Origin of the sequence: Amycolatopsis eburnea, from assembly GCF_003937945.1 — a bacterium.
Taxonomy (GTDB): Bacteria; Actinomycetota; Actinomycetes; order Mycobacteriales; family Pseudonocardiaceae; genus Amycolatopsis; species Amycolatopsis eburnea.
Map to the genome: position 1 here is coordinate 54231 of NZ_RSEC01000024.1, position 24839 is coordinate 79069.

Genomic DNA, 24839 nt, shown 5'->3' on the forward strand with positions numbered 1-24839 from the left:
AGTTGGTCCATGAGCAACCCTTACGAGCGCCCACGAGTCCCGGACAAGGTCGGTGTCGACGGTCTGGAGGCCAAGTGGGTACCCGTATGGGAAGCCACCGGCGCCTACCGCTTCGACCGGACGAAGACCCGCGAAGAGGTCTACTCGATCGACACTCCCCCGCCGACGGTCAGCGGGTCGCTGCACATCGGGCACGTCTTCTCCTACACCCACACCGACGTGCTGGCGCGGTTCAAGCGGATGCGCGGGCTCGAGGTGTTCTACCCGATGGGGTGGGACGACAACGGCCTGCCGACCGAACGCCGGGTGCAGAACCACTTCGGCGTCCGCTGCGAGCCTTCGCTGCCCTACGACCCGGACTTCCGCGCCCCGGAGAAGCCGGGCAAGGACGTGGTCTCGATCTCGCGGCGCAACTTCGTCGAGCTGTGCGAAACGCTGACCGAGACCGACGAGCAGGTCTTCGAGCAGCTGTGGCGGCAGCTCGGGCTGTCGGTCGACTGGACGATGACCTACCAGACGATCGGGCGCGAGTCGCGGCTGATCTCGCAGCGCGCGTTCCTGCGCAACCTGGAGCGCGGCGAGGCCTACCAGGCCGAAGCGCCGACGCTGTGGGACGTGACGTTCCGGACCGCCGTCGCCCAGGCCGAGCTGGAGGACCGCGAACGCCCGGGTGCCTTCCACGACCTGGCGTTCACCGGGCCCGACGGCTCCGACGTCGTGATCGCGACGACCCGGCCGGAGCTGCTGCCCGCGTGCGTGGCCCTGGTGGCGCACCCCGACGACGAGCGGTTCCAGCCGCTGTTCGGGAAGACCGTGCGGACGCCGGTGTTCGGCGTCGAGGTGCCCGTGGTGGCGCACCACCTCGCGGATCCCGGGAAGGGCCGGGGCATCGCGATGGTGTGCACGTTCGGCGACACCACCGACGTCACGTGGTGGCGTGAGCTGCGCCTGGCGACGCGGGTGGTGCTGGGCCGGGACGGGCGGTTCCTGCCGGACGCGCCGTCCGGGGTGCCCGCCGAGGCGTACGCGCCGCTGGTCGGCAAGACCGTCCACACGGGACGCGAGATCATGGTCGGTCTGCTGCGCGAGGCCGGGGCCCTGCACGGGGAACCGCGGCCGATCACGCACTCGGTGAAGTTCTACGAAAAGGGCGACAAGCCACTGGAAATCGTCGCGAGCAGGCAGTGGTACCTGCGCAACGGCGGCAACGACGTCGCGTTCCGGGAGAAGATGCTGGCCCGCGGCGAGGAACTGAACTGGGTGCCGAAGCACATGCGCGTCCGGTACTCGTCGTGGGTGGAGAACCTGGCCGGGGACTGGCTGGTCAGCCGCCAGCGGTTCTTCGGCGTGCCGATCCCGCTGTGGTACCGGCTCGACGCGAACGGCGAGCCCGACTACGACGCGCGGCTGCTGCCGGACACCCTGCCGGTCGACCCGAGCAGCGACGTCCCGCCCGGCTTCACCGAGGACCAGCGCGGCGTGCCGGGCGGGTTCGCCGCCGACCCCGACGTGATGGACACGTGGGCGACGTCGTCGCTGACGCCGCAGATCGTCGGCCGGTGGAGCGTCGACGACGACCTGTTCGCGCGCGTGTTCCCGATGGACCTGCGGCCGCAGGCGCACGAGATCATCCGCACCTGGCTGTTCTCGACGGCGGTGCGGGCGGAGCTGGAGCACGGCGTGCTGCCGTGGCGGGAGACGGCGATCGCGGGCTGGGTGCTCGACCCCGACCGCAAGAAGATGTCGAAGTCCAAGGGCAACGTGACGACGCCGGTGGACCTGCTGGAGCGGTTCGGCTCGGACGCGGTCCGCTACTGGGCGGCGAGCGCGCGCCCGGGCGTCGACACGGCGGTGGACGAAGGCCAGATGAAGGTCGGCCGCCGGCTGGCGACGAAGCTGCTCAACGCGAGCCGGTTCGTGCTGGGCCTCGGCGTGCCGTCGCCGGATGCGGTCGCTTCCGAGCCGCTGGACCGGGCGCTGCTGGCGGCGCTGGCCGTCGTCGTCGAGCAGGCGACCGCGGCTCTGGAGGCGCTGGACTACGCGCGGGCGCTGCAGGTGACGGAGACGTTCTTCTGGACGTTCTGCGACGACTACGTCGAGCTGGTGAAGGGCCGCGGGTACGGCGACCTCGGCCCGGCCGAGGCGGCTTCGGCGCAGGCGGCGCTGGTGACGGCGTTGTCGGCGGTGCTGCGGCTGTTCGCGCCGTTCCTGCCGTTCGCGGCGGAGGAGGTGTGGTCGTGGTGGCAGGAGGGCTCGGTGCACCGGGCTCCGTGGCCGGCCGTCACGCCCGTCGAGGGTGACCCGGAGCTGCTCGCACTGGCCGGCGAGGTGATCGCGGCGGTGCGGCGGGCGAAGACGGACGCGAAGGTGTCGATGCGCACCGCCGTCGAGACGCTGACGGTGACGGGACCCGCGGACCTGTTGGCGCGGTTCGCGGACATCGAGGCCGACATCCGCGTCGCGGGTGCGATCACCGCGGTGGAGACGCGCGAAGGCGAGTTCGCGGTGGAAGCGAAGATCTAGGCCGAAGGGCCGCCGTCACGCACCGGCGGCGGCCCACCAGGCTTCGTCGAGCTCCCCGCGGGCCACGATCTCCGCCGGCCCCGACAGCGTCGACGCGCCTCGCGACACCGTCACCGACACCCGGCCGCCCGGGATGTCCACTGTGGACGAGCCGGTGTCGGTGCCGGAGAGGTGGAACGCGGCCGCCACCGCGGCGACCGTGCCGGTGCCGCACGCGCGCGTCTCCCCCACGCCGCGTTCGTGCACGCGCATCCGCAGCGCGCCGTCGCCGAGGCGGTTGACGAACTCGAGGTTCACGCCGTGGGGGAAGAAGTCGTGGTCGAAGTCGGGCTGGTCGCGCAGGTCGAGGTCCGCGACGTCGTCGTCGAGCACCGACACCAGGTGCGGGTTGCCGACGTTGACCGCGACACCGGAGAACGGGCGGCCGGCCACCACCGTGACCGAGGTGCCGGTGATCGTCGCCGGCCCCATCTGGACGGTCACCGAGCGGTCCGGGTGCACGACCAGCGGGCGGTCGCCGGCGCGGGTGCCGATGACGAACTCGCCCTCGGTCTCGAGACCGGCGTCGACGAGGTAGCGGGCGAAGACGCGCACGCCGTTGCCGCACATCTCGGCGATCGACCCGTCGGCGTTGCGGTAGTCCATGAACCACTCGCCCTCGGACGGGACGTCCAGCGCCGCGGCGCGGACGACGCGCAGCACGCCGTCGGCCCCGAGGCCGCGCTGGCGGTCGCACAGCGCGGCGACCCTCGCCTCGGTCAGCTCGAGGCGGCCCGCCGGATCGGGGAGCAGCACGAAGTCGTTCTGCGTGCCGTGCCCCTTGAGGAACTCGATTCCGCCCATAGGGGCAAGATTACCGGCCCAGGGTATCCAGGACGCGCGCGGCCAGCCCCGGATCGGCGCCGTCGAACCAGTGGATCCGCTGGTCGCGCCGGAACCAGGAACGTTGCTTCCGGACGAAGCGCCGCGTCGCCTGCGCGGTCGCCGCTGCGGCCGCTCCGAAGTCGCCGTCGCCGTCCAGCTCGGCGAGCACCTGCTGGTAGCCGAGCGCCCGCGCCGCCGTCTTGCCCTCACGCAGGCCGCGCTTCTCCAGCTCACGCACTTCGTCGACGAGCCCCGCCTCGAACATCCGCCGGACGCGCTCGTTCACCCGCTCGTCCAGCTCCTCGGGTTCGCGGTCGACGCCGATCAGGACCGTGCCGTAGCGGGCGGGGCCGGGCTTGGGCAGGTTCGCCGAGAACGGCTCGCCGGTGATCTCGATGACTTCGAGGGCGCGCACGATCCGCCGGGTGTTCGTCGGCAGGATCGCGGCCGCGGCGGCCGGATCACGTTCACCCAACCGGGTGTACAACGCGGGGGTGCCGAGCTGCTCCGCCTCCGCGTCCAGCCGGGCCCGGACCGCCGGGTCGGTGCCCGGGAACCGCAGGTCGTCGAGCACCGCCTGGACGTACAGGCCGGACCCGCCGGTCAGCACCGGCACCCGGCCGGCGGCCAGCAGCCGCTCGATCTCGGCGCGCGCGTGGCGCTGGTAGGCGGCGACCGACGCCGTCTCGGTCACGTCCAGGACGTCGAGCAGGTGGTGCGGAACGCCGCGGCGCTCCTCCTCGGTGGCTTTCGCGGTGCCGATGTCCATGCCGCGGTAGAGCTGCAGGGCGTCGGCGTTGACGACTTCGCCGCCCAGCTCCAGCGCCAGCTCCACGGCCAGTGCGGTCTTGCCGGTGGCCGTCGGCCCGACCACGGCGACGGGGCTGTTCACGGCGGCTGACGATACCGGCGGGCCGCCACGGAGCGTCCACCGGAAGTAGGATCACGAGCTTCGAGTGGCTCATCCAGTACCACGGTGCGCGCTGAGCTGCTTGAATGCCGCGTGGGGGTCGTAGCATCCGAGCACGGCCCGTGACGACCGCATTACCCGGCCCCGCTTCCGCGGCGGGGCGCCCGCACCAGCGGGCGTACAGGCGATAAGGAGCCTGCGATGGCCCAGGAGAACACTTCCACCGGTACCCCGGCCCCGCACCCGGTGCCGCACGCGCTGCACGCCGGGCACGCCGCCCCGCCCGTGCCGCCCGCCGAGCCGACGCCCGCCACCTGGGGCCGGATCGACGACGAGGGGACCGTCTACGTCATCACCGCCGAGGGTGAACGCGCGGTCGGCGTCTGGCAGGCCGGCAGCCCCGACGAGGGCCTGGTGCACTACGCCCGCCGCTTCGACGACGTGCGCACCGAGGTCGAGCTGCTGGAGACCCGGCTGGTCTCCGGGGCAGGCGACCCGAAGCACGCGCTGTCGAGCGCCACCCAGATCCGGGACGGGCTGGCCGAATCCGCCGTGGTCGGCGACCTGGCCGCGCTCGCCGCGCGCCTGGACTACGTCATTGCGCACGCCGAGAAGGCGTTGGCCGCCGCCAAGGCGGAGCGCGAGGAGGCACGGACCGCCGCGGTCGCGCGCAAGCAGGAGCTGGCCGAGGAGGCCGAGAAGATCGCCGCCGACTCCACTCAGTGGAAGGCGGCGGGCGACCGGCTGCGCGCCATCCTGGACGAGTGGAAGACGGTCAAGGGCGTCGACCGCAAGACCGACGACGAGCTGTGGAAGCGGTTCTCGAAGGCCCGGGAGGCGTTCAACCGCCGCCGCGGCTCGCACTTCGCCGAGCTCGACAAGCAGCGCGCGTCGGCCAAGCAGCGCAAGGAAGAGCTCATCGCCGAGGCCGAGGCCATCAGCGAGTCCGAGGACTGGGGCGAGACCGCCGGCCGCTACAAGGACCTGATGACCGAGTGGAAGGCCGCCGGGCGCGCGCCCAAGGACAGCGACGAGGCCCTGTGGCAGCGCTTCCGCGCGGCACAGGACAAGTTCTTCGCCCGCCGGTCCGCGGTGTTCTCCGAGCGCGACGCCGAGTTCTCCCAGAACGCGGCCCGCAAGGAAGAGCTCCTGATCGAGGCCGAGAAGATCGACGCGGCGGCCAACCTGGAAGCGGCGAAGAGCGCGCTGCGCAAGATCCAGGAGCAGTGGGACGAGATCGGCAAGGTCCCGCGCGAGCGCATCCGCGAGCTCGACGGCAGGCTGAAGGCGGTCCAGGACGCGGTGAAGTCGGCGGAGGACACCCGCTGGCGCCGCACGGACCCGGAAGCGCAGGCGCGCGCGGCGCAGTTCCGCGAGCGCGTCGAGCAGTTCGAGTCGCAGGCGGCCAAGGCGCGCGCGGCGGGTGACGAGCGCCGGGCGAAGAAGGCCGACGAGCAGGCCGCGCAGTGGCGCGAGTGGCTGCAGGCCGCGGAGGCGGCGGTCGCGGACCGCTGAGGCACCCGAAGTGCCGTTAAGGCCACCTTACGGGCGTCTGACGCCCGTAAGGTGGCCTTAACGGCATCCGGCGAGGGTCGGCAAGCGGACGGTTAACGCGTCACCCGAAGCGGTGTGAGGCGCTGCACGGCCAGGTGGCTTACGGCGCTTTCCGCGCCTGGCGGTGCTCCACTTCGATCATGAGCAAGCCATCGAACTTCGTGTCCGCACTGGTCCTCGCCTGCACCGTCGCACTCGCCGCCCCGGCCGTCGCGTTCGCCGCGACCGGGCCCGCGCCGGCCGCGGTCCAGGGGAAGAAGCACAAGGCCAAGGTCGAGGCCAAGGCCGACAAGAGCCGCGTCAAGGTCGGCGAAACGACGAAGATCAAGGGCTCGTTCGCCGACCTCGGCGGGCAGGAGAGCCTCGCCGGGGGCGAGCCGGTGATCGTCCAGCAGCTGCAGGCCGGCGTGTGGGTCAACCTGAGCACCACGACCTGCCGGCCGAACGGCGGTTTCGTGTTCAGCCTGAGCTTCAGCCTCCGGACCACCCTGACGCTGCGCGTCTACCACCCGGAGACCGACCTCTACCTCAGCGCGGTCTCCAGCGTGTTCGGCGTGGTCGTGGTCTAGGCGCGGGAGAACGCCGTGCGCATCCACTGCACGGCGAGGCAGATCATCGCCAGCCAGGCGATGATCAGGCCGATCCCGGGCCCGCCGCCGGCGGCCCCGCTGGCGTGCGACGACTGCTGCGACCAGATGGCCAGCAGCCCGTCCACCGAAGCGAACCAGCCGCCGGCGGCGCACACCCAGGCCAGCCACCACCGGCGCGTCACCAGCGCCAGCGCCGAGGCGAGGATGCCGGCGGCGGTCGACGTCGCCGCGAACAGCTGCGGGATGCCGCCGCCCTCGCCGGCCAGCACCTGCCAGCCCGCGTGGTCGCCGACCCACGGGAGGATCAGGCAGACCAGCAGCACGAACGAGAACACGGCGATGGTGAACCCGCGCCGGCCCAGCTCCACCGTGCGCGACGCGTGCTCGCCCGCTTCGTCGATCTCGGCGGCCAGTTCGGCCAGGTCACCGTTGCCCTGGGGCTCGGTCACAGCGCACACCCACTCACCGGCTCGGGCCGGGCGGCCGGGGCTCCGAAGCCCGGCAGGCCCAGCGTGACACCGCTCGTCTTCGGCCGCAGCCCGGCCTCCGCGTTGTCGCCGGCGCGGGTCCGCCGGTGCGACAGCAGGTCGCCGTCCGCGACCAGGTGGTGCGGCGCGCCGTAGGTGACGACCGTCTCGACGACGTCACCCGGCCGCACCGCGCGGTCCACGTGCGCGCCGGTCGGCGTGAAGTGCACCAGCCTGCCGTCGCGGGCGCGGCCGCTCATCCGCTGCGTCTCGGCGTCCTTGCGCCCCTCGCCCTCGGCGACGAGCAGCTCGACCCGGCGGCCGACGATCTTCTTGTTCTCTTCCCACGAGATCGCGTTCTGCAGCTCCACCAGCCGCTCGTAGCGCTCCTGGACGACGGCCTTGGGCAGCTGGCCGTCCATCGTGGCGGCCGGCGTGCCGGGGCGCTTCGAGTACTGGAAGGTGAACGCGCTGGAGAACCGCGCCTGCTCGACGACGTCCAGCGTCGCCTGGAAGTCCTCCTCGGTCTCCCCGGGGAAGCCGACGATGATGTCGGTGGTGATCGCGGCGTCCGGCATGGCCGCGCGGACCTCGTCGAGGATCTTCAGGAAGCGGGCCGAGCGGTAGGACCGCTTCATCTCGCGCAGCACGCGGTCCGACCCGGACTGCAGCGGCATGTGCAGCTGGTGGCAGACGTTCGGGGTCTCGGCCATGGCGTCGATGACGTCCGAGGTGAACGCGGCCGGGTGCGGCGAGGTGAAGCGCACGCGCTCCAGCCCGTCGATGCCGCCGGCCGCGCGCAGCAGCTTCCCGAACGCGAGCCGGTCGCCGAACTCGACGCCGTAGGAGTTGACGTTCTGCCCGAGCAGGGTGACCTCGAGCACGCCCTCGGCGACGAGCGCCTCGACCTCGGCCAGGATCTCGCCGGGCCGCCGGTCGCGCTCCTTGCCACGCAGGGCGGGCACGATGCAGAAGGTGCAGGTGTTGTTGCACCCGACCGAAACGGACACCCAGCTCGCGTAGGACGATTCGCGGCGCGCGGGCAGCGTGGACGGGAAGGTCTCGAGCGATTCGAGGATCTCGACCTCGGCCTCGGCGTTGTGCCGGGCACGTTCGAGCAGCGCCGGCAGCGACCCGATGTTGTGCGTCCCGAAGACGACGTCGACCCAGGGCGCGCGCTTGACGATCTCCCCGCGGTCCTTCTGCGCCAGGCACCCCCCGACGGCGATCTGCAGGTCGGGGTTCGCGACCTTGTCCGGCCGCAGGTGCCCGAGGGTGCCGTACAGCTTGTTGTCCGCGTTCTCCCGGACGGCGCAGGTGTTGAACACGATCAGGTCGGGCTTGGCACCGTCGGCGACGGGCGCGTACCCGGCGTCTTCGAGCTGGCCGGCGAGCCGCTCGGAGTCGTGCACGTTCATCTGGCAGCCGAAGGTGCGGATCTGGTACGCCCTGGGTGCCTGGTTCTCGGTCATCGCCCTTCAGGATAACCCCCGGCCAGCTGGGCAAATCCGCCACCTGCCCGCCTATTCACGCGAGGGCCGCGCGAACAGGTCTACCTTGTCCCTGGGTGGACGCCGTCCGGATCGGGAGTCCGGTACGAGGACCACCTGGAAGGGCGATGTTCCCTTCGCCGGGCAAGCGAGCCGGAGCCACTACCCTTGCCTCCTTCGCTCGGTTCAGGCACACAGAGTGACTGGCTGACCGGTTTCACCACCTTCTCCGCTCGGGTCAACCGCTGACTTGGTCAGCCGCAGGAAGGCCGAATGGCAACGACGTCACCCGGCACCGCAACCGCGGTCGCCACGCACGGGAATGGGACAGCCTTTGTCTTCGTGCCCAACCTGTGCAACGCGGCTTGCGCGTTCTGCTACGTCCAGCCCGGCCTTTCGCGGGCAGCCCACGCGAGCAAGCTCGTACTGCGCCGGGCCCGCGTGGCAGCCGAAGCCCTGGCCGCCCTCGGCTTCCGGGAAGTCAGGTTCACCGGAGGAGAACCGACGATCTTCGCCAACCTGCCGGAGATCATCGAGCCTTTCCTGGATTCCGGTCTCCGGTACCGCGTGCTCACCAACGCCATCGACATCGAGGCGCAGCTCCCCTTCTTCGGCCACCACCCCCCTGAGCGGTTCACCATCAGCGTGCACGACACCACCGACCCTTCGTCCACCTTCGGCGTCCCCATCAGCCCCGGACGCTGGGCCGAAAACCGGCGCAGGCTCGCGTCCATTTCGGAGGTGGAGGCGACATTCGTGCTTTCGGACGCGGCACACGAGGAATCGGTGGTGCACCACGCCATCGGCGAACTGGCGGACGACGGCGTCCGGCACATCAAACTGATCCTCGAGAACTCGCACCAACAGGATGCGGAAATCTTTTCGAAGGTGGCAGGCAACCTCCGGAAGGAATGGGGAGCGTCGTTCAAGACGTTCCGCTTCACCGAAACAAGGGCACTCATCTGCAAGCTCCCGGACCGGGCCTTCCCCTCGATCGACCTGGGACACGGAGCGGTGTACGCGTGTTGCGTGCAGGTCGGTGATCGCCATCTGCCGAGTGGCCATTTTTCGACGTTCACCGCCGACGTCGACGCCGCCCGCAACGCCATCGGCAGCGTCGTGACTTCGGCCATGGCGTTCCGGGCCGCTTTTCTGCCGTGTTCCGGGGGAAGCCGGTTCTGCCCGATCGCACTGGACCAGTGAAGGGATCAGCCGATGAGACTGTCGGACTGGCTGCGGCGGCGGCAGGAGCTCAGCACATCGGTACTCGCCGCCGTGCACGAGACGAACAGCGGCTTCCGGCTCAAGGGCTCCTTCGCCCGGCGCAATTTTCACCTCCTCGACGACGGTTCGGAGACCTTCAGCGATATCGACCTCGTGCTGCCCGGCCACACCGGTGATCACCGGTCCTGGGAAGCGGACGTGGCGGAACGGATGATCCGGCGGGGGTGGCGGATCCGAGTGTCCGTGAAGCACTTCGACCCGCTGGAAGCGGTCGCGCCCGCGGACTCCCAGCTGCTGGCACTGACGGAGCTGGCACGCTTCAACGCACGCCGCACGGAACCCCGCTTCGATTCCTACATCCTCGCGAAGACCAGCTTGACGCTCGTCCACGGTTCGGACGCGCAGCACGAGAAAGGCTGGCCGGACAACCTCCTGCAACACGCCGAACTGGCGAAGCTCGGTTTCGTCACCGGGTTCACCGGGGACTGCGCCGTCCGCATGGTCGAAGGCTTGCCGAAATCCCCCGTCGTGGACCACTTCCGGGAACTCGTGTGGAAGTGCGACGTCGACCGGGTTCACGCGTGGACGATCAGCCGGCTGAAGCACTCCACCATGCACCCGTGGCTTCGTGATCGGATGACCAGGATCCTCGAGGAAAGCGCCGGGTAGCGCTCCCGGTCGCACCCGCCCGCCCTCGCCGTGTCCAAGATTTGTCATCAATGGCCGTGCCGGCGGGCGGGCCGGCCCGCCCGCTTGCCGACGACGTCGAAATCGGCCGAGGGCGAGTCACCCACTGGGGCGCAAGACCAGGCACAATCTGACCATGCGCACACGTCGAGCCCCCTTCGCCCGTCCGGCGGAGCCCGTGGCGAACGCCGCGCTTCACGGAAAGGATCCGAGAAACCTGTGATCGATTTCATGGAATCACTCGGAGGCTGGGCCGGTGCGCTCACCATTCTCCTCGGCGCGATCCTCGGCGTTCTGGTGCAGAAAAGCTGGGACAACCACCTCGGGAAGGCGCTTCCCGTGTGGCGCAGCAAGATGCGGTCACGACTGGACAGCGCACGCGGGCGGACACTGGCCGTCGGACTGCGGAGACCTTCACCCGGTGCGGTTTTGCCCGCCTATTTCCGCCAGCAGGAGACACAGGTCGACCTCGCCATCTTCGAACTGAGCCTACGGCCGAACGTGCCCGTCATGGATCTTCTCTACCTCGAATACCTACGGGCGCGACTGGCGGACAATTCGATCAAGAAAGCCGTGATAGTCCCCTGGAGCGGCTGGCGGGACACGGCCAACGCCGAAGGCGAACGAAAGATCCAGCGAAATATCGCGTCGATCTTCGGCCGGCTGACCGAGCGGGTGACCGTCGTCACCGCCGACATGCTCCAGCAGCACGCGGGAAGCGTCTTCGAAAACCATTTCTTCGAAGTGGTCGGCAATCTAGGGAACAGTGAATTCCTGCGCAACGCTTCGGCCGTGATGGGTTATCGCTTCCGCTCCTACCACGACATCAACCAGGGACACCCGGAGACGCACCAGGCTCGATCCATTGTCGAACACACGGTCCGGGGGTGGCTCATCGCCAAGTACGTCGAATGCGAGTTCCTCAGCAAGCCGGGCGGGCCGCAGAAGGTGGCCTCGATCATGTGGGAACGCGAACTGACGAAACTCCTGCTCCTGCGCAACCTGCTCGAGTCGCATCCGGAACTGGAGTACTCCTTGATACTCGGCACGAGTGTCACGTACCGGAGAAGAATGCGTTCGCATCCCGTACCGACCTTCGCCGACTCCGCACTCACCGCGTTCGGCGACATGGACCACCAGCACGACCTGATCCGCCGGAAGAGCCGCGCGGAAGTCCGCCGCACGAACCAGGTCCTCACGGACATCCTGGCCACGCGGTCGACGTTGAGCGACCTGGCCGTGTGGGGCGCGAACCCCGACGGCGTGCCGGATCTGCGGTTGCGCGGTGACGCCAAGGCGACCATGAGATCGATGCGTCGAATCCGAGCCCTGTACGGGACAGCCGACTAGTCGCTCCGGTTCGGCCCCGAAAGCCCCTTGGTGCCCTGCTCAGCGCCCGCCGGTGACGCTGCCGCGACGCCGTGAAAGCGCTGATGCGACGGCCTCGGTGTCATCCTGCTGGCCCTATGCCCGCGCCCGTCAAGGCCCCAGTGCCGCAGCCGGCCGCCCCGGTGGTGACCGTGGTGGCGGATTCGCGCGGGCCGGGGCCAGGGAGTGCGCCGGGCGGGGCCGGGAACGCGGCCGTCTCCGCGGTGCTGAGCGGGACGCCGCCGGGGGCCGGGCCGCCCGGGACGGCGATGCTGGCCGGGCAGGGGCTCGTCGGGAACCAGGCCGTCGCGGCGTCGGCGCGGCGGCAGCCGGCGCCCAACGTCGTCGCGGCGTCGGCCCGGCGGCAGCCGGCGCCCAACGCCGTCGCGGCGTCGGCCCGGCGGCAACCGGCGTCCAAGGCCGTCCCGAAGGCGCGGCCCAAGCTCGACCAGCGGGGCGCCGACGACCGGCCTGACCGGAAGCAGCCCGCCACCGGTGCCCGGGCACCGCAACCGGGGCTGATCGCCCCGGCGCGGCTGGTGCTGCCCTCGTTCGCCCACCGGTTCGACGCGCCCTCGGCACTGCCGCCGGTGCGGGGCGCCGCCGTCAAGCCGGGGGCGTTGTTCGCGGCCGCGCGGGTGTTCGCCGGGCTCGTCGAGCGGGCGCGGCGGGCGCACGACGCGCAACGGGCGCTGCTGGAGCGGCTCGGGCGGGGTGCCGTGGACCGGCACAACCGGCTCGACGGCCGGACGCGGGCGCGGGCCGGGCAAGGCGAACGGGAGCTGGACGAGCTGCGCGGGCAGGCGCTGGGCAGCGTCGACACCGCTTACGACGAAGGCACCGCGGGGCTCGATGGCGCCGTGCGGCGCGGACGGCGGCTGGTGGGGTCGGCCACCACCGGGGCGCTGCGCCGGGTGCGGGCCAACGCGGACACCGCGGGCGAACAGGTCACCGCGATCGTGAACGACCTGGCCGCGGGCTACACCGGCGTGCTCGAAGAGAGCGCTGTCGCGGTCACCACCGCGGCCGGGCAGGCGGTCGCCGCCGTCCAGGCCTACGGCGCGTCCGCCGCGAAGCTGTTCCCCGGCGGGGACACGCCGCTGGTGGTGGCCGAGAACGAGGCGCGCCGCGCGGCCGTCCCCGGGGCGGCCGCGGCGGCCGTGACGTCGCTGAACCGGGCGTCGGACGCGCAGGCGAAGGCCTACCGCGACCAGATTCCCTTGGTGCGGCGGCAGTTCGACGAGAGCGAGCTGGCCAAGGCGCTGAACACGCGCAAGGACGAGATCGACACCAAGGGCCGCGCGGCGGTGCAGAAGGCGAGCCGCACCGCGTACGGCGCGCTCGGCAGGCAGGCGGCGAGCGGGCACGAGGCGCTGCGGCGGATGGCAGGCGATGCCCGCGAGTCGATCGAGCTGCGGCACCGGGCGGCCCGGTCGCGGCTGACCGGCGACGCCACCGCGCTGCTGCGGAGCTCCCAGGCGCAGGCCGGCGCGGAACTGGCCGGCCTGGAGACGGCCGCGACCACCGGGCTGCCCGCCTTCGACCGCACCGTCACCGCCGTCCACGACGCGCTCAAGCCGGCGGCGGTCTCCGCGGAGCAGCTGGGCCAGTCGACGGAAAAGGCCGTCGAAGACACCGCGCCGAAGATCGACCAGCTCGGGCTCGCGCAGCAACGCATGGTGACCCGGGCCGACGGGTCGACCGGCGAGGCGGTCGACGGCGCCGAACGGGCCGCGCTCCAAGCCGCCGGGCAGGAACGCGTGGCGGCGGCGGGTGCGCTGCGCGAGACCGGAGCGGGCAGCGCGCGCGGGATGGCCGGTTTCGTGCACGGGCACGACGCGGCCTTCGCGGCCACGGCGAAGGGCGTCAGCCGGGTCTCGGACGCGTGGGCCATGCCGCTGAACCGGGTCTTCGGCGACGCGGTCCGCAGGACGAAGGCGTCGATGACCGGGCCGTTCACCGAGTGGCGGACGACCACCACCGGGCAGCGGACCGACTTCATCGGCGGGGCCTTCACGCCGTACCTGACGCCGGCCACGGCCCTGGCCGTGCCGGTCGAGCACGCAGCCACCGAGGTGGCGAGCGACCTGGAAACGCGCGAGCACCTGCTCGAAGACGCCTTCGACGGCTGGGGCACCAAAGAGGAGCAGGTGTCGCGGGCGCTGCGCGGGCTGACCGCCGCCCAGGGGCGCGCGCTGGGCTGGCTGTACGCGAACAAGCACGGCTCGCTCGAGGCGGCGCTCACCGACGAGCTCAGCGGCGCCGACCTCACGTCCGCGCTCGCCTACCTGCGCGGCGACCAGGTCGCGGGGGCGGCGGCCGAGCTGGACGCCTCGACCCACTGGTACAACGACGAGGAATCGCGCATCGAGGACCTCATGCGCAACCTCAAGCCCGAGGAGCTCGCGAAGCTCAGGGGCGGCGAGGAAGGCGCGAAGGCACTCGCCGACGTCCGCGACAACCTCGGCGGCACCGACCTGAAGGTGTTCGACGCGCTCACGGCGGGCAACCAGAACCTCGCCGACGCCTTCCGCATGAAGGACAAGCTCGACGACGCGCGCAAGGCCGGCGACGTCGACGCCATCCACGACGTCCTCACCACCTACAGCAGGGCCGCGACCGAGCGGGGCCGGGCCCCGGCCACCGCGGACGAGCGCCGGGTCGGGGTGCAGACCGAGCTCGCGGGCATCATCGGCGGCACCGGGCGGCCGGTCGGGCCGATCTCGCCGCAGCAGGCCGCCGCCGCGGTCGAGAAGTACGCGCTCGCCCCGATCGAGGTGGTCACTGCCGGCCCCGAGGGCACCTCGACGACCGAGACCGTCCAGATCACCGGCGCGAACCGGGACCTCGCGGTCGCGCTCATCCAGGGTGGCGAAAACACCGTCGCCGCGCGGGCGGCCCGGCTCGGCGTGGAGACCCGGCGGCCGGGCGGGCCGAACCTGCTCAAGCTCGACGCCGCGCTGGTCGACCCGCGGCTCAAGCCCGGCGCGGACGTCACGCCGGCGGAGCGCCAGGCGGCGCTGGACGACCGCGACCGGGTCTTCCGGAAGTACGCCACCGACTACGGCGGCGCCGGGCAGGCCGGCACCCCCGAGGCCGCGAAGTCCTATTTGGAGGGACAGCTGCGGACCGCGGCGGGCAGTGACGCGGACGCCGCCGAACTGGCCGTCCGCCTCGCCCACGAGGACTACCCGACGCCGAAGACGGCCGCGCTGGCCGTCAAGTACGCCTCGAAGGGCGCCGGCACCGACGAAGAGCTGATGTTCCGCTTCGTCGAGCGGCTGGACCGCGACGAGGTCGCCGCGATGCGCCGCGAGTACAAGGGCCTCACCCACCGCGAGCTCGACGACGACCTCGGCACGTTCGGCGGGAAGGGCTTGTGGACCGAGCTCTCCGGCGACGACCGGCTGCGCATGGAAGTGGCGCTGCTCGGCGTGCCCCGCAACGACCGCGAACGCGCCGAAGTCGCCGCGTTCCGCATCCAGCAGCAGCGCGACGAGACCGGCTGGCTCGGCAAGTCGCTGGCCGGCGACAGCCTCGCGGACAAGTCGCTGACCTCGGCGCAGACCCGGCTCACCGCGTCCCTCGGCGGCGCGACCGTGAAGGTCGACGCCCACGGCAACCCGGTCTGGACCGACAGTTCCGGGCGGCCCGTCGCGGCCGGCAGCGGCATGTTCGACGAGGACGGCAAGTACACCGGCGCGGACCCGCGCGAGTTCGCCTCCGCCGTGCGCGTCAGCAAGCTGGCGGCCGAGAACTACGCGGCCCGGATCGACAGCATCGCGAACTACCTGACCACCGCGGTCATGGTGATCGGCGCGATCGCCGCCGCCGTGGCCACGGTCGCGACCGGCGGCGCCGCCAGCCCGCTGCTGATGTTCGCCATCGCCGGGCTCACCGGAGTCGGCTCGATGGGGGTGCACTGGGCCGTCAGCGGCGGCCGGTACGGCTGGGAACAGGCCGCCGTCGACCTCGGCATGGCGGCGGTGCAGGCCATCACCGCGGGCGTCGGCCAGCACCTGTCCCTTCTGGCGCGCGGCAGCACCCAGAGCCTCGCCGCGGGCATGACGACGCTGCGCTCGGTGAAGGGCCTCGGCCAGGCGATGGGCGGCATCACCGGCAGCACGCTCGGCGACCTGCTGGTCATCGGCGCCACCACCGGCGGCATGGGCGGCTTCGGCGGCGCGCTGCTCGACGAAGCGACCTGGCGCAAGGGTTTCGGGCCCGGCTTCGCGTCGCTGCTCGAGGCGACGCTGACCGGCGCGCTCGCCGGCGCCGCCAGCACCGTGACGTCGCACGCGTTCGAATCGATCCCCGCCGGCCGCGCGGTGGGCGGCACGCGGCCGACCCTCGGCGACGCGCTGAGCGGCTCGAAGGTCGCACGCGCGGCCCTGCGCGGGACGTCGTCGTTCCTCGGCGGTGCGACCGGCAAGGGCGCGGAACTGGGCTTGGGCAAGGCTTTCGGCACCTACCACGGCGACGCGGGCGACATCCTGGCCGAGATGGGCAGGGCCGGGCTGGAGTCGGCCGTCCAGGAAAGCGCGGCCGGGCCGCTGGAATCGCTGCACCTGCGGCCGGACCGGGTCGAGGCGCGGGCCAAGCTCAAGCGGCTGCGGCAGGAGTGGCCCGAGCTGGACCGCGCGCTGATCGCCAACCCGGTCGCCCGCGACAGCCTGCTGGCCAACCCCGACTCCGTCGTGCTGCTGGACGCCGCGCTCGGTGACGTCCGGAAGCGGCTCGCGAGCGCCGGGATCGACGAGGCCGTCCGCCGCGGGGAAAGCACGCCCGAGATCCGGGCGAAGGTCGACGCGATCGTCACCGACCTGCACGCCGAACACCCCAACGAGATCCTCGACCGCGTTTCGCAGCTGGAGATCAGCAAGGCGATCGAAGCGGGCACGACCCGGGACGGATACCTGCAGCAGGGCTTCGACCCGAGCCGCCGCAAGGACCCCGCCTACCAGCGGGAGAGCGTCGACCGGCTGCGCGCGGAAGCGCCCGCGGCCCAGGAAAAGCTGAACCGGATCGTCACCGACATCGCGGCCGAAAACGGGGGCGAGGCCTCCTGGCGGCCCGGGGTCAAGGACCTCGGCCGCAGCCTGCGGAAGGTCGCCGGCTACGTCGAGACGTACCCCACCGGCGACGCCTCGATGCTGGTCGACGTCGTCGGCGCGAAGATCCGCTTCGAGAGCGTCGACAAGCTGTACCGGGCGCTCGACGTCCTGAAGAGCGATCCGCGGCTGACGATCGTCCGGATCAAGGACCGGGTCGCCCGGTCCACGCCGAGCGGCAACCGCAGCGTCCTGATGAACGTGCGGCTGCCCGACGGGCACGTGGCGGAGCTCAAGTTCAGCCTGAAGTCCTACGAGGCACCCTCGGCCGTCGAGCACCCGCTGTACGAGATCCGCCGCGACTTCGAATCGGCGGCGGTGGCGGGGCGCCGGTCGGCGACGCCGGTCGAAGACCTGATCACCGCCGCGACCGAGGCGTACGGCCGCCGGGCTTACGGCGCCGTGTGGAACCGGGAGATGGCGGCCAGCCGGCTGCACGAACTGCTCACCGAGCACCCCGACGTCGCCTCGATCGCGGCGCGCCTGGTGGCCGATTCGGTGCTGCACCCGACGAACCTCGCGAAGTCGCTCGCCGATCCGCAGACCCGCGACGCGACCATCGACGTCCTCCGCGAGCTCGCCGACCGGCGCGTCATCGGCACCGGGACGCTCGAGGAGTACCGGGCGGCGAGCCCGGGCCGGGGACCACTGTTCGAGCCGGTGGATCCGGCCGTCAACCGGAACGAGACCGGCCGCGACCGCAAGACGGTCCTCGTCGAGCGGGCCAAGCAGGTCGATCCGGCCCGCGACGTCGGCGCCACCCCGAACCGCGAGCAGCTGGCCCAGCTGGCCGACTACGCGCGGCGGCTGCGCGAGGACGTGCACCCCGCGGTGGACGCCGAAGTGCGCGCGTTCGTCGACCAGGTGGCTCCGGGGGCCGCCGTCAGCATCCGGACGAAGGACGCCGACGGCATCCTGGACAAGGTCCGGCGGATGTCGACCGGCTCCCCGTCGCGGCCCGGCCGGCCCGGCTACCGGGCGGGCGACGTCATCGACGCGGTGGGCGCGCGGATCACGACCGACAGCATGGCCGACCTGGAGCGGGTCCTCGAAGGGGCGAAGCGGCACTTCGGCACCGGCGGCGACGGCCGCATCCTCGAGATCGAGAACATGTACGCCGAGCCGAAGGACAAGAACCCCGCCTACCGCGTCATCCCGCTCGTGGTGAAGATCGAGGTGGGCGGGGTTCCCTATACTTTCGAGCTGCAGCTGACCACCCGGCGGGCGTCCATCGCCGCCGACCTGGAGCACAACACGCTCTTCAAGCCGTACGTCGAACTGACGCCGTCCGAAACGGAAAAGGTCAAGGGGATGCTGGCCGAAGCGGCCGCCCTCGACCAGGAGGAGACCCGGTGAAGGCGCTGGACCTGGGGTCGCTCGACTACCGCGAGCTGCTGACGTTCGTGTGGGTCACCGCCGGAGCGCCCGCGGGGCCGAGGGCCGCCTTCGTCGTCGACGGGCGCGACTACCCGGACGCGGCCCAGGCGCGCGCCGCCGTCCGGGAAGCGCTGGAGGAAACCGAACTGCGCGTGGAAGTCGCGGACTTCCGCCCGGCCGGGATCGCGGCGAACGAAGGCGAACTCGCCCACTGGCCGTCCTGGCCCGAATTCCGCCGCTTCCTCGACGTCTACGGCCCGGTGTACCCCTGGCGCCGCCCGCGGGCCGCCCCGGCCGCTCCCCCGCCCGCCGCCGAACCCGCTGCCGCGGCACGCGTTTCGGTCGCCCCGGACCGCTTCTTCGAGTGCTGGGGCCAGCTCGTCGAGGTCTTCCCGCGTGGCCAGGGCCCGGAGGATCCCGTCCTGGGCCGCCGCGCGGCGGGGTACGGCCTCAACGGCTACACCGGCGAGTTCGAAGCCGACACGCGGCGGGCCGTGCAGTGCGCGCGCGGCGTGGACGACGACGAAACCTGGCCGCTGCGCGACGAAAGCGAGTTCGTCGACGCGGTCGAGGAGCGCCGCGAGGAACTGCTCCGCACGTCGTTCTACCAGCGGCACGACAAGCCGGAGATCTTCGCGGCGTACGAGCGTGGTGAGCCCCGGCGTGTCACCTACGCAATGTGGCGGGCGGCCCAGCGGCGGCGCGCGTTCTACTTCTACGGCACCGAGCCGGTGCGCGTGGACCTGACCACCCCCGGAACGGCGTGGCGGCTCGACCCGGTGACCGGACGGCTCGTCCCGGGCGAGGTCACCGGGGACCGCCGCCGGATCACCGAGCACGAGTGGCTGCTCGCGGTGGCGGAACGGCGGCGCGCGCTCGACGTCGGCGGCGCCATCGCCGAGGCCTACGCGAAAGCCGCCGCGGAGCCGGAAGAGGCGTTCCGCAACCGGATCCTGACCGGCACCCTCGACCTGTGGGCCGAGAAGTTCGGGGCGGACCGGTGATGCGGACCTTCGCGGCGAAGGAAGGCTGGCCCGCCATCCGGGCCGGCTGGGCGGACCGGCTCCCGGAGGCGGATCTGGCCGCACTCGACGAAGCCGTCGCTTTCGCGGCCCGCCACCACGGGGCGCAGACCCGCCCGGCCGGCGAGCCGTACCTGGAACACCTCCTGGAGGCGACGCGCGTGCTCGTCGAGGGCGTCGGGGTGACCGACGCCGACGTCCTGCGGGCGGCCGTGCTGCACGACGTCGTCGAGGACACCGCCTGCCCGCTCGGCGAGGTCCGCGCCCGCTTCGGGGACCGGGTGGCGGAGCTGGTCGGCTGGGTGACCAAGCCCGAAGGCGGGGAGCGGACCGCCTACCTGGCGCGCCTGCGCGACGCGCCGGACGACGCGCTCCTGGTCAAGCTCGCCGACCGGCTGAGCAACGTCCAGCGGCTGGACACGCACCCGCGTCCCGCAAAACGCCGTGCCTACTACGAAGAGACCGTCCGCACGATCCTCCCGCTGGCCGCGCGGTACCCGTGGTTCCGGACGTGGTTCGACGGCTGGCGCACCGAGTTCCGCGGGCTCGCCGATGACCGGTGAGCTGCCCGCGTTCTTCCGCGACGGGAACGTCCCCGCGAAGGTGGTGCGCACCGCCGGCGGCGGGGTGACCGCGTTCCGGCTCGGCCCCGACGGCGGCTGGACCGAACGCCCCGAGCTGGCCCGCGAACTGGTGGCCGGCCCGGCCGCCGGCCGGCTGGACCGCGAAGAGTTCCTGACCTTCGTGGAACGGGAGCGCGGCCGCCTGTCCGGCACCGGCCCGCTGTTCGACCTCTACGCGCGGATCGCGGCGGCCGAGGAGGGGAGCCCGACCGCGCGGGCGCTGCGCCGGACGTCGTTCATCCTGTTCGAGACGCAGCTGCAGCAGCGCGGCGACCCGGGCGCGGACCCGTCGCTCGCCACCGAGGGCGACGACCCGCGGGTGCGGGCCGCGGTCTCGACGGCCGTGCTCTCCGCGCGGCTGGAGCCGATCCTGCGGGCGCTCGCCGCGGATGACGCGGCGCTGCGGGAGCTGCGGCCGCGGGAAGCCGACTACGCCTGGGTTTTCGTGCGCGGGACGGTGGCACTGGCCCGGCGGCGGTACGAACGCGCGTGGGACGCGGGGATCGGGTTCCGGCGGCCGGTCGGCCGGCCGCGCGTCCGCATCCACCTCGCCCCGGCCGGGGCGCTCGTGGACGACAACGCGCTGTCCCGGCCGTTCCCCGGCGGCTACCGGTCGGTGGCGCGGCGGCTGGTGCCGACGCGCGTGTGGGCCGCGTGGCGCTACCACTCCCCCGGCGCCACCGCGGGACTCTCGTACGACGGGCTCGTCTGGTGCGACGACCACTGGGCGTTCTTCCCGAAGCCCTACCGCGTGCTGACCTCCGGCTGAGCCGGCGGGGCGACCATGCTGTGCGGGGGCATGAGGTGGGCGGCGTCGCCGACCAGGGTCACCCCGGGCCCGTGTGGTCTGCCGGGCGCGGCGGGGATGTCGTGAAAGGGTCGTTCATGTCGTCTGGCGAGATGAACGACCCTTTCATGACATCGCGGAGGGCCGGATCTGCCGTGCTGCGCGACTTTCGATTGGATCGACGATCCAACCATGCGATGATGGCCGCGTGACGAAGCGGCGCGCGGACGGCCTGTCCAAGGCAGTGATCGTCAAGGCGGCGACCGGGCTCCTCGACGAAGGCGGCGAGGCGGCGCTGACCTTCCGGGCGCTCACCACCCGCCTGAGCACGGGTTACGGGGCGATCTACCACCACATCGCGAACAAGAGCGACCTGCTCGCGGCGGCCACCGACGACATCGTGGAAGACGTCATGACCGGCGTGGTCGGCGCCGCGGAGCCGCGGGAGGCGCTGCGCACGGTCGCGCTGCGCCTGTTCGACGCGATCGACGCCCACCCGTGGGTCGGCGCCCAGCTGTCCCGCGAGCCGTGGCGACCCGCGCTCCTCGAGGTCTACGAGCGCATCGGCGGCCTGCTCGACGCGCTCGACGTCCCGGGGGAAGCGCTGTTCGACGCCGCCGGCGCCCTCGTGAACTACGTCCTGGGCGTGGCCGGGCAGAACGCCGCGAACGCCCGCCTCCTCGCCGGCGACGCCGACCGGTCGGCGTTCCTGTCCGGCGTCGCCGCCCGGTGGGCCGGCCTCGACCCGGCCCGCTACCCGTTCGTGCGCAAGGCGGCGGCGCGGCTGGCCGAGCACGACGACCGCGAGCAGTTCCTCGCGGGCGTCGACATCTTCCTGGCCGGCGTCGCGACCCTCCGCTAGACGGCTTCGAGCTCCGGCTCGGCGTCCGGCACCACGACCCGGCGGCGGGCCAGCAGCCCGGCGAGCGCGACGAACAGCCCGGCCACGGTGAACCCGGTGACGACGGCGATCGCCGGCGTCCACCCCCGCAACAGCGCGGCGGGCGTGACCTCGCCGCCACCGGCCGCGGTCAGCACCGCCGTCACGACGGCGAGGCCGATCGCGCCGCCGACCTGCAGCGAGGTGTTGACCAGGCCGCCCGCCAGGCCCTGCTCGCCGTCCGGGATCCCGGCCGTGGCCTGGATGTTGAACGACGGGAAGGCCAGCGTGAAGCCGAGGCCGAGCAGGACCATGCTGGGCAGCACCGAGCCGACGTACCCGGAGTGCTCGTCGACGCGCAGGAACAGCGCGTAGGCGAAGACGTGCGCGACCACGCCGGCGAAGATCCCGCGGGTGGTCCCGACGCGCTCGATCAGCGGATCGACGCGCGGGCAACCGAACGCGACGATCATCGCCGCCGGCAGGAACCCCAGCGCCGTCTGCAGCGGCGTCCAGCCGAGCACGCGCTGGAAGTAGAGCATCACGACGAACTGGACGCTGATGAAGGACGCGAAGAACAGCGCGGCCCCCAGGTTGGCCCGCGCGAGCGGCCCGGACCGGAAGATGCCGAGGCGCAGCAAGGGGTTCCGGCTGCGCTTCTCGACGAGCACGAACGCCACCAGCAGCACGAAGGCGACCGCGAAGGTGATCAGCGTGCGCGGCGCGGCCCAACCGGTCTCGGGCGCTTCGACCACGCCGTAGACCAGCAGCAGCGTGCCCCCGACCCCGGTGAGCGCCCCGGGCAGGTCGTAACCCCCGGCCGGCTCGGTCCGGTACGCGGGGATCAGCTTCCAGGCCACGACGACCACGGCCGCGGCGAACGGCGCGGGCAGCAGGAAGGTCCACCGCCACCCGAGCTCGGTCAGCAGCCCGGAGAACACCAGCCCGGCGGAGTACCCGCTGGCCCCGAACACGGCGAAGATGCTGATCGCCTTGTTCCGCGCGGGCCCTTCCCGGAACGTGGTGGTCACGATGGACAGCGCGGCGGGCACGGTGAACGCGGCGGCCGCCCCCTTGACGAAGCGGCTCGCGATGAGCAGCGTCCCGTCGTCGACCAGCCCGCCGAACAGCGAAGCCAGCGCGAAGAGGGACACGGCGGCGAGGAAGACGCGCCGCCGCCCGAGCAGGTCGGCGGTGCGCCCGCCGAGCAGCAGCAGGCCGCCGAACCCCAGCACGTACCCGCTGATGACCCACTGCAGGGCATTGGTGGACAACCCGAATTCGGCCTGGATGGCAGGCAGCGCGACCCCGACCATCGACCCGTCGAGCGCGTCCAGCGCGGTGACGATCGAGACGGTGAGGAGCACCCCCCACAGACGCGCGTCCCACCGGGTCGAGGCGGTGGACAGGGTGGCGGAAGAACTCATGGGTCCGACGTTAGGTTCGCACGTCCCCGAAGCTCGTCTCATGGACTGCGGTGCGCGGCCCGCGGCAACGGACCCTTCCGGTGCTGCGAGCCTCGCCTGGACGAAGTGACGGAGGTCCTCAGCCGTACGCCCCCTTGTCGTCACGACCGGCATCGGACGTTCCCCGATTGAGACGAACAGCAGAAAAAGCGCCGGCGCCAGGACCGGGGCCCCGGTGCGGGGCCCGCGGCAACGGGCCCCGCACGGCTTCGAGCCTCGCCTGGACGGTGCGACGGAGGTCCTCGGCCATTCGCCCCCTTGTCGTCACGGCCACCGCCGGGCGTTCCCGGGTTGAGACGAACGGTGGAAAAAGCGCACTTGATCGAATCTCGTTCCGATCACGGCTATTTCCGGAGAATATGACAGAACGTTGCCGCCGGTCACGCGGTGGGCAAGGATCTCCGTAATTCGGTCGCACCGAGGATCTTGGGCCCGGACGGCAATCCGGCACTCTCGGCGGCGACCGCCTCGCCTGGACGACGTGACCGAGGAGGATTCCGGTGCCACCTTTCGTGAGTACCCCCATGCCCGCGTGCCGCCCGCGGCCGGGGCGACGGAAATCGGCGTTGCCCGCCGACGCTGGGCCCGCCGTCAAAACGCTGAAGAAATGGCTGCGCGGTTTCGTCGGTGAGACGTCGCTGGAAGCGGTCGCGGCGGCGGCCAGCTACTCCGTCAGCGCCGTGTCCGGCGCGCTCGGCGGCACCGAACTGCCCCGGCTGCGACTGGTGCGCAGCATCGCCGCCGGCGTGGGCGCTCCCGCGCACGAAGCCCACCGGGTCTGGTGGGCCGCCGCGCTCGAGGAGTTCACCAAGCACAACCCCGGCCTGCCCGGCGACCCGCTCGCCGAGCTCGCGCTCGACCTGCGCCGGGCCATGCTCCGCCACGACCTCGGCAAGACCGACGTGCTGCGCCGAATGGCCAGGCTGTGCGAGGCCGACGGCGACGTCACCAAGGCGATGTCCCGCGCCACGCTCTGCCGGCTGCTGACCGGGAACACCCTGCCCCGGACCGACCAGATGACCGTCTTCCTGCGCGCCCTGAGCCTGCGCGACAGCGAAGTAGAACAGCTGACCGGCCGCTACGAAGAGCTCAGCGCGGCCCGGCGGAAGGCGCTCCGGTGAGCGGCAACGTCGTCGGGCTGATCGAAAAGATCATCACGAGCACCCCCAACACCCTCCGGACCGTGCTGATGATCCTGCTGGTGATCGGCGCCGTGGTGGGTGGGCTGTGGTTGCTACGGGCCGACTTCACCGCCGGGCCGATCAGCATCACCGGCCGCGACACGCCGGCTCCCTGCGCCGCGAACCCGGGAGCGCCGGTTGCCTGCGGACGCTGACCGGGCCACCGGGTTCGACAGGACGCTGCTCCTCGCGATCGACGGCGAGCCCACGTCGGTGGAGCGCGTGCTGGCGACCATCCGGCCGCTGGTCATGCGCTACTGCCGGGCCCGGATGCCCGCGGGACAGCACTCACTCGTCTCGCCCGACGACGTCGCGCAGGAGGTATGTCTCGCCGTGCTCTCGGCGTTGCCCGCCTACCGGGACCAAGGCCGCCCGTTCCTGGCGTTCGTCTACGGGATCGCGGCGCACAAGGTGGCCGACGCGCACCGGGCGGCGGCCCGCGACCGTTCCGAGCCGGTCCCCGACCTGCCCGAACGCCCGGCACTCGACGCCGAGCCCGAGACCACCGCCTTAAGCGCGGAACTCAACGGGCGCCTCGGCCGGCTGCTGGCGTTGTTGCCGCGCCAGCAGCGGGAAATCGTCGTCCTGCGGGTGGTGGTCGGGCTTTCGGCGGAGGAGACCGGCGCCGCGGTCGGCGTGTCCCCTGGGTCCGTCCGGGTGGCGCAGCACCGCGCACTGAGCAAGCTGCGCGCCTGGTGGCGGGTATGACCGGCTG

At 72.1% G+C, this 24839-nt stretch carries 19 protein-coding genes; 14 read left to right on the top strand and 5 right to left on the bottom strand.

All coding sequences use genetic code 11. The features are described from left to right. Positions 1 to 9: 9 nt before the first annotated feature. On the top strand, positions 10 to 2523 hold the full coding sequence (gene valS, locus EIY87_RS06515; protein WP_125306751.1) for a valine--tRNA ligase: 2514 nt from the start codon (positions 10 to 12) through the stop codon (positions 2521 to 2523). Positions 2524 to 2538: 15 nt separating this feature from the next. Here valS and dapF read toward each other — a convergent pair whose 3' ends face one another. Both dapF and miaA read right to left on the bottom strand, forming a co-directional pair. Beyond that, positions 2539 to 3366: a diaminopimelate epimerase gene (dapF, locus tag EIY87_RS06520; RefSeq protein WP_125306752.1), complete on the bottom strand. Its 828-nt coding sequence runs from the start codon at positions 3364 to 3366 to the stop codon at positions 2539 to 2541. A 10-nt stretch (positions 3367 to 3376) separates the two neighbouring features. After that, positions 3377 to 4279 (bottom strand): tRNA (adenosine(37)-N6)-dimethylallyltransferase MiaA, encoded by a 903-nt coding sequence (gene miaA, locus EIY87_RS06525; RefSeq protein WP_125306753.1) that lies wholly within the window; start codon positions 4277 to 4279, stop codon positions 3377 to 3379. A 219-nt stretch (positions 4280 to 4498) separates the two neighbouring features. On the opposite strand from miaA, the gene EIY87_RS06530 reads away from it, so the two are divergent. Together EIY87_RS06530 and EIY87_RS06535 are read left to right on the top strand one after the other, a co-directional pair. Continuing rightward, complete coding sequence (locus EIY87_RS06530; protein ID WP_125306754.1) at positions 4499 to 5812, top strand: DUF349 domain-containing protein; 1314 nt, start codon at positions 4499 to 4501, stop codon at positions 5810 to 5812. Between the two features lie 179 nt (positions 5813 to 5991). Beyond that, on the top strand, positions 5992 to 6420 hold the full coding sequence (locus tag EIY87_RS06535; protein WP_225439754.1) for a hypothetical protein: 429 nt from the start codon (positions 5992 to 5994) through the stop codon (positions 6418 to 6420). Here the strand turns inward: EIY87_RS06535 and EIY87_RS06540 are convergent. Next, positions 6417 to 6890 carry an Rv2732c family membrane protein gene (locus tag EIY87_RS06540; protein WP_125306755.1) on the bottom strand — a complete coding sequence of 158 codons (474 nt, stop codon included), beginning with the start codon at positions 6888 to 6890 and terminating at the stop codon, positions 6417 to 6419. The two genes, EIY87_RS06535 and EIY87_RS06540, sit on opposite strands and share 4 nt — an antisense overlap. After that, positions 6887 to 8380, bottom strand: coding sequence for a tRNA (N6-isopentenyl adenosine(37)-C2)-methylthiotransferase MiaB (miaB, locus tag EIY87_RS06545; protein WP_125306756.1), 1494 nt, complete (start codon positions 8378 to 8380; stop codon positions 6887 to 6889). Before miaB ends, EIY87_RS06540 begins: the two co-directional genes overlap by 4 nt. Positions 8381 to 8671: 291 nt before the next feature. Between miaB and EIY87_RS06550 the strand changes: the two genes are divergently transcribed. The 8 genes from EIY87_RS06550 (at position 8672) to EIY87_RS06590 (ending at position 21459) form a co-directional block, all read left to right on the top strand. Beyond that, the gene (locus EIY87_RS06550) at positions 8672 to 9601 is read left to right on the top strand and encodes a radical SAM protein (protein ID WP_125306757.1); all 930 of its coding nucleotides are present in this window, start codon (positions 8672 to 8674) and stop codon (positions 9599 to 9601) included. A 12-nt stretch (positions 9602 to 9613) separates the two neighbouring features. Then, on the top strand, positions 9614 to 10291 hold the full coding sequence (locus tag EIY87_RS06555) for a hypothetical protein (RefSeq protein ID WP_125306758.1): 678 nt from the start codon (positions 9614 to 9616) through the stop codon (positions 10289 to 10291). 237 nt (positions 10292 to 10528) lie between these two features. Then, positions 10529 to 11659 (top strand): hypothetical protein, encoded by a 1131-nt coding sequence (locus EIY87_RS06560; protein WP_125306759.1) that lies wholly within the window; start codon positions 10529 to 10531, stop codon positions 11657 to 11659. 173 nt (positions 11660 to 11832) lie between these two features. Then, positions 11833 to 18144: a hypothetical protein gene (locus tag EIY87_RS06565; protein ID WP_125306760.1), complete on the top strand. Its 6312-nt coding sequence runs from the start codon at positions 11833 to 11835 to the stop codon at positions 18142 to 18144. After that, complete coding sequence (locus EIY87_RS06570) at positions 18141 to 19169, top strand: hypothetical protein (RefSeq protein WP_125306761.1); 1029 nt, start codon at positions 18141 to 18143, stop codon at positions 19167 to 19169. Before EIY87_RS06565 ends, EIY87_RS06570 begins: the two co-directional genes overlap by 4 nt. Then, positions 19169 to 19750 carry an HD domain-containing protein gene (locus EIY87_RS06575; RefSeq protein WP_125306762.1) on the top strand — a complete coding sequence of 194 codons (582 nt, stop codon included), beginning with the start codon at positions 19169 to 19171 and terminating at the stop codon, positions 19748 to 19750. Before EIY87_RS06570 ends, EIY87_RS06575 begins: the two co-directional genes overlap by 1 nt. Beyond that, on the top strand, positions 19740 to 20579 hold the full coding sequence (locus EIY87_RS06580; RefSeq protein ID WP_125306763.1) for a hypothetical protein: 840 nt from the start codon (positions 19740 to 19742) through the stop codon (positions 20577 to 20579). The genes EIY87_RS06575 and EIY87_RS06580 overlap by 11 nt, the downstream gene beginning before the upstream one ends. Positions 20580 to 20805: 226 nt before the next feature. Beyond that, entirely contained in the window at positions 20806 to 21459 is a 654-nt protein-coding gene (locus EIY87_RS06590; RefSeq protein ID WP_125306765.1) for a TetR/AcrR family transcriptional regulator, read from the top strand. Here EIY87_RS06590 and EIY87_RS06595 read toward each other — a convergent pair. Further along, complete coding sequence (locus tag EIY87_RS06595) at positions 21456 to 22904, bottom strand: MFS transporter (protein WP_125306766.1); 1449 nt, start codon at positions 22902 to 22904, stop codon at positions 21456 to 21458. The two genes, EIY87_RS06590 and EIY87_RS06595, sit on opposite strands and share 4 nt — an antisense overlap. Before the next feature lie 605 nt (positions 22905 to 23509). On the opposite strand from EIY87_RS06595, the gene EIY87_RS06600 reads away from it, so the two are divergent. The 3 genes from EIY87_RS06600 to shbA are packed head-to-tail and all read left to right on the top strand — an operon-like array spanning position 23510 to position 24832. Further along, on the top strand, positions 23510 to 24064 hold the full coding sequence (locus tag EIY87_RS06600) for a hypothetical protein (protein WP_125306767.1): 555 nt from the start codon (positions 23510 to 23512) through the stop codon (positions 24062 to 24064). Next, a complete protein-coding gene (locus EIY87_RS06605; RefSeq protein ID WP_125306768.1) occupies positions 24061 to 24279 on the top strand; it encodes a hypothetical protein in 219 nt (72 codons plus the stop codon). The genes EIY87_RS06600 and EIY87_RS06605 overlap by 4 nt, the downstream gene beginning before the upstream one ends. Beyond that, positions 24263 to 24832, top strand: coding sequence for an RNA polymerase sigma factor ShbA (gene shbA, locus EIY87_RS06610; RefSeq protein WP_125306769.1), 570 nt, complete (start codon positions 24263 to 24265; stop codon positions 24830 to 24832). Before EIY87_RS06605 ends, shbA begins: the two co-directional genes overlap by 17 nt. The last annotated feature ends 7 nt before the right edge of the window (positions 24833 to 24839 follow it).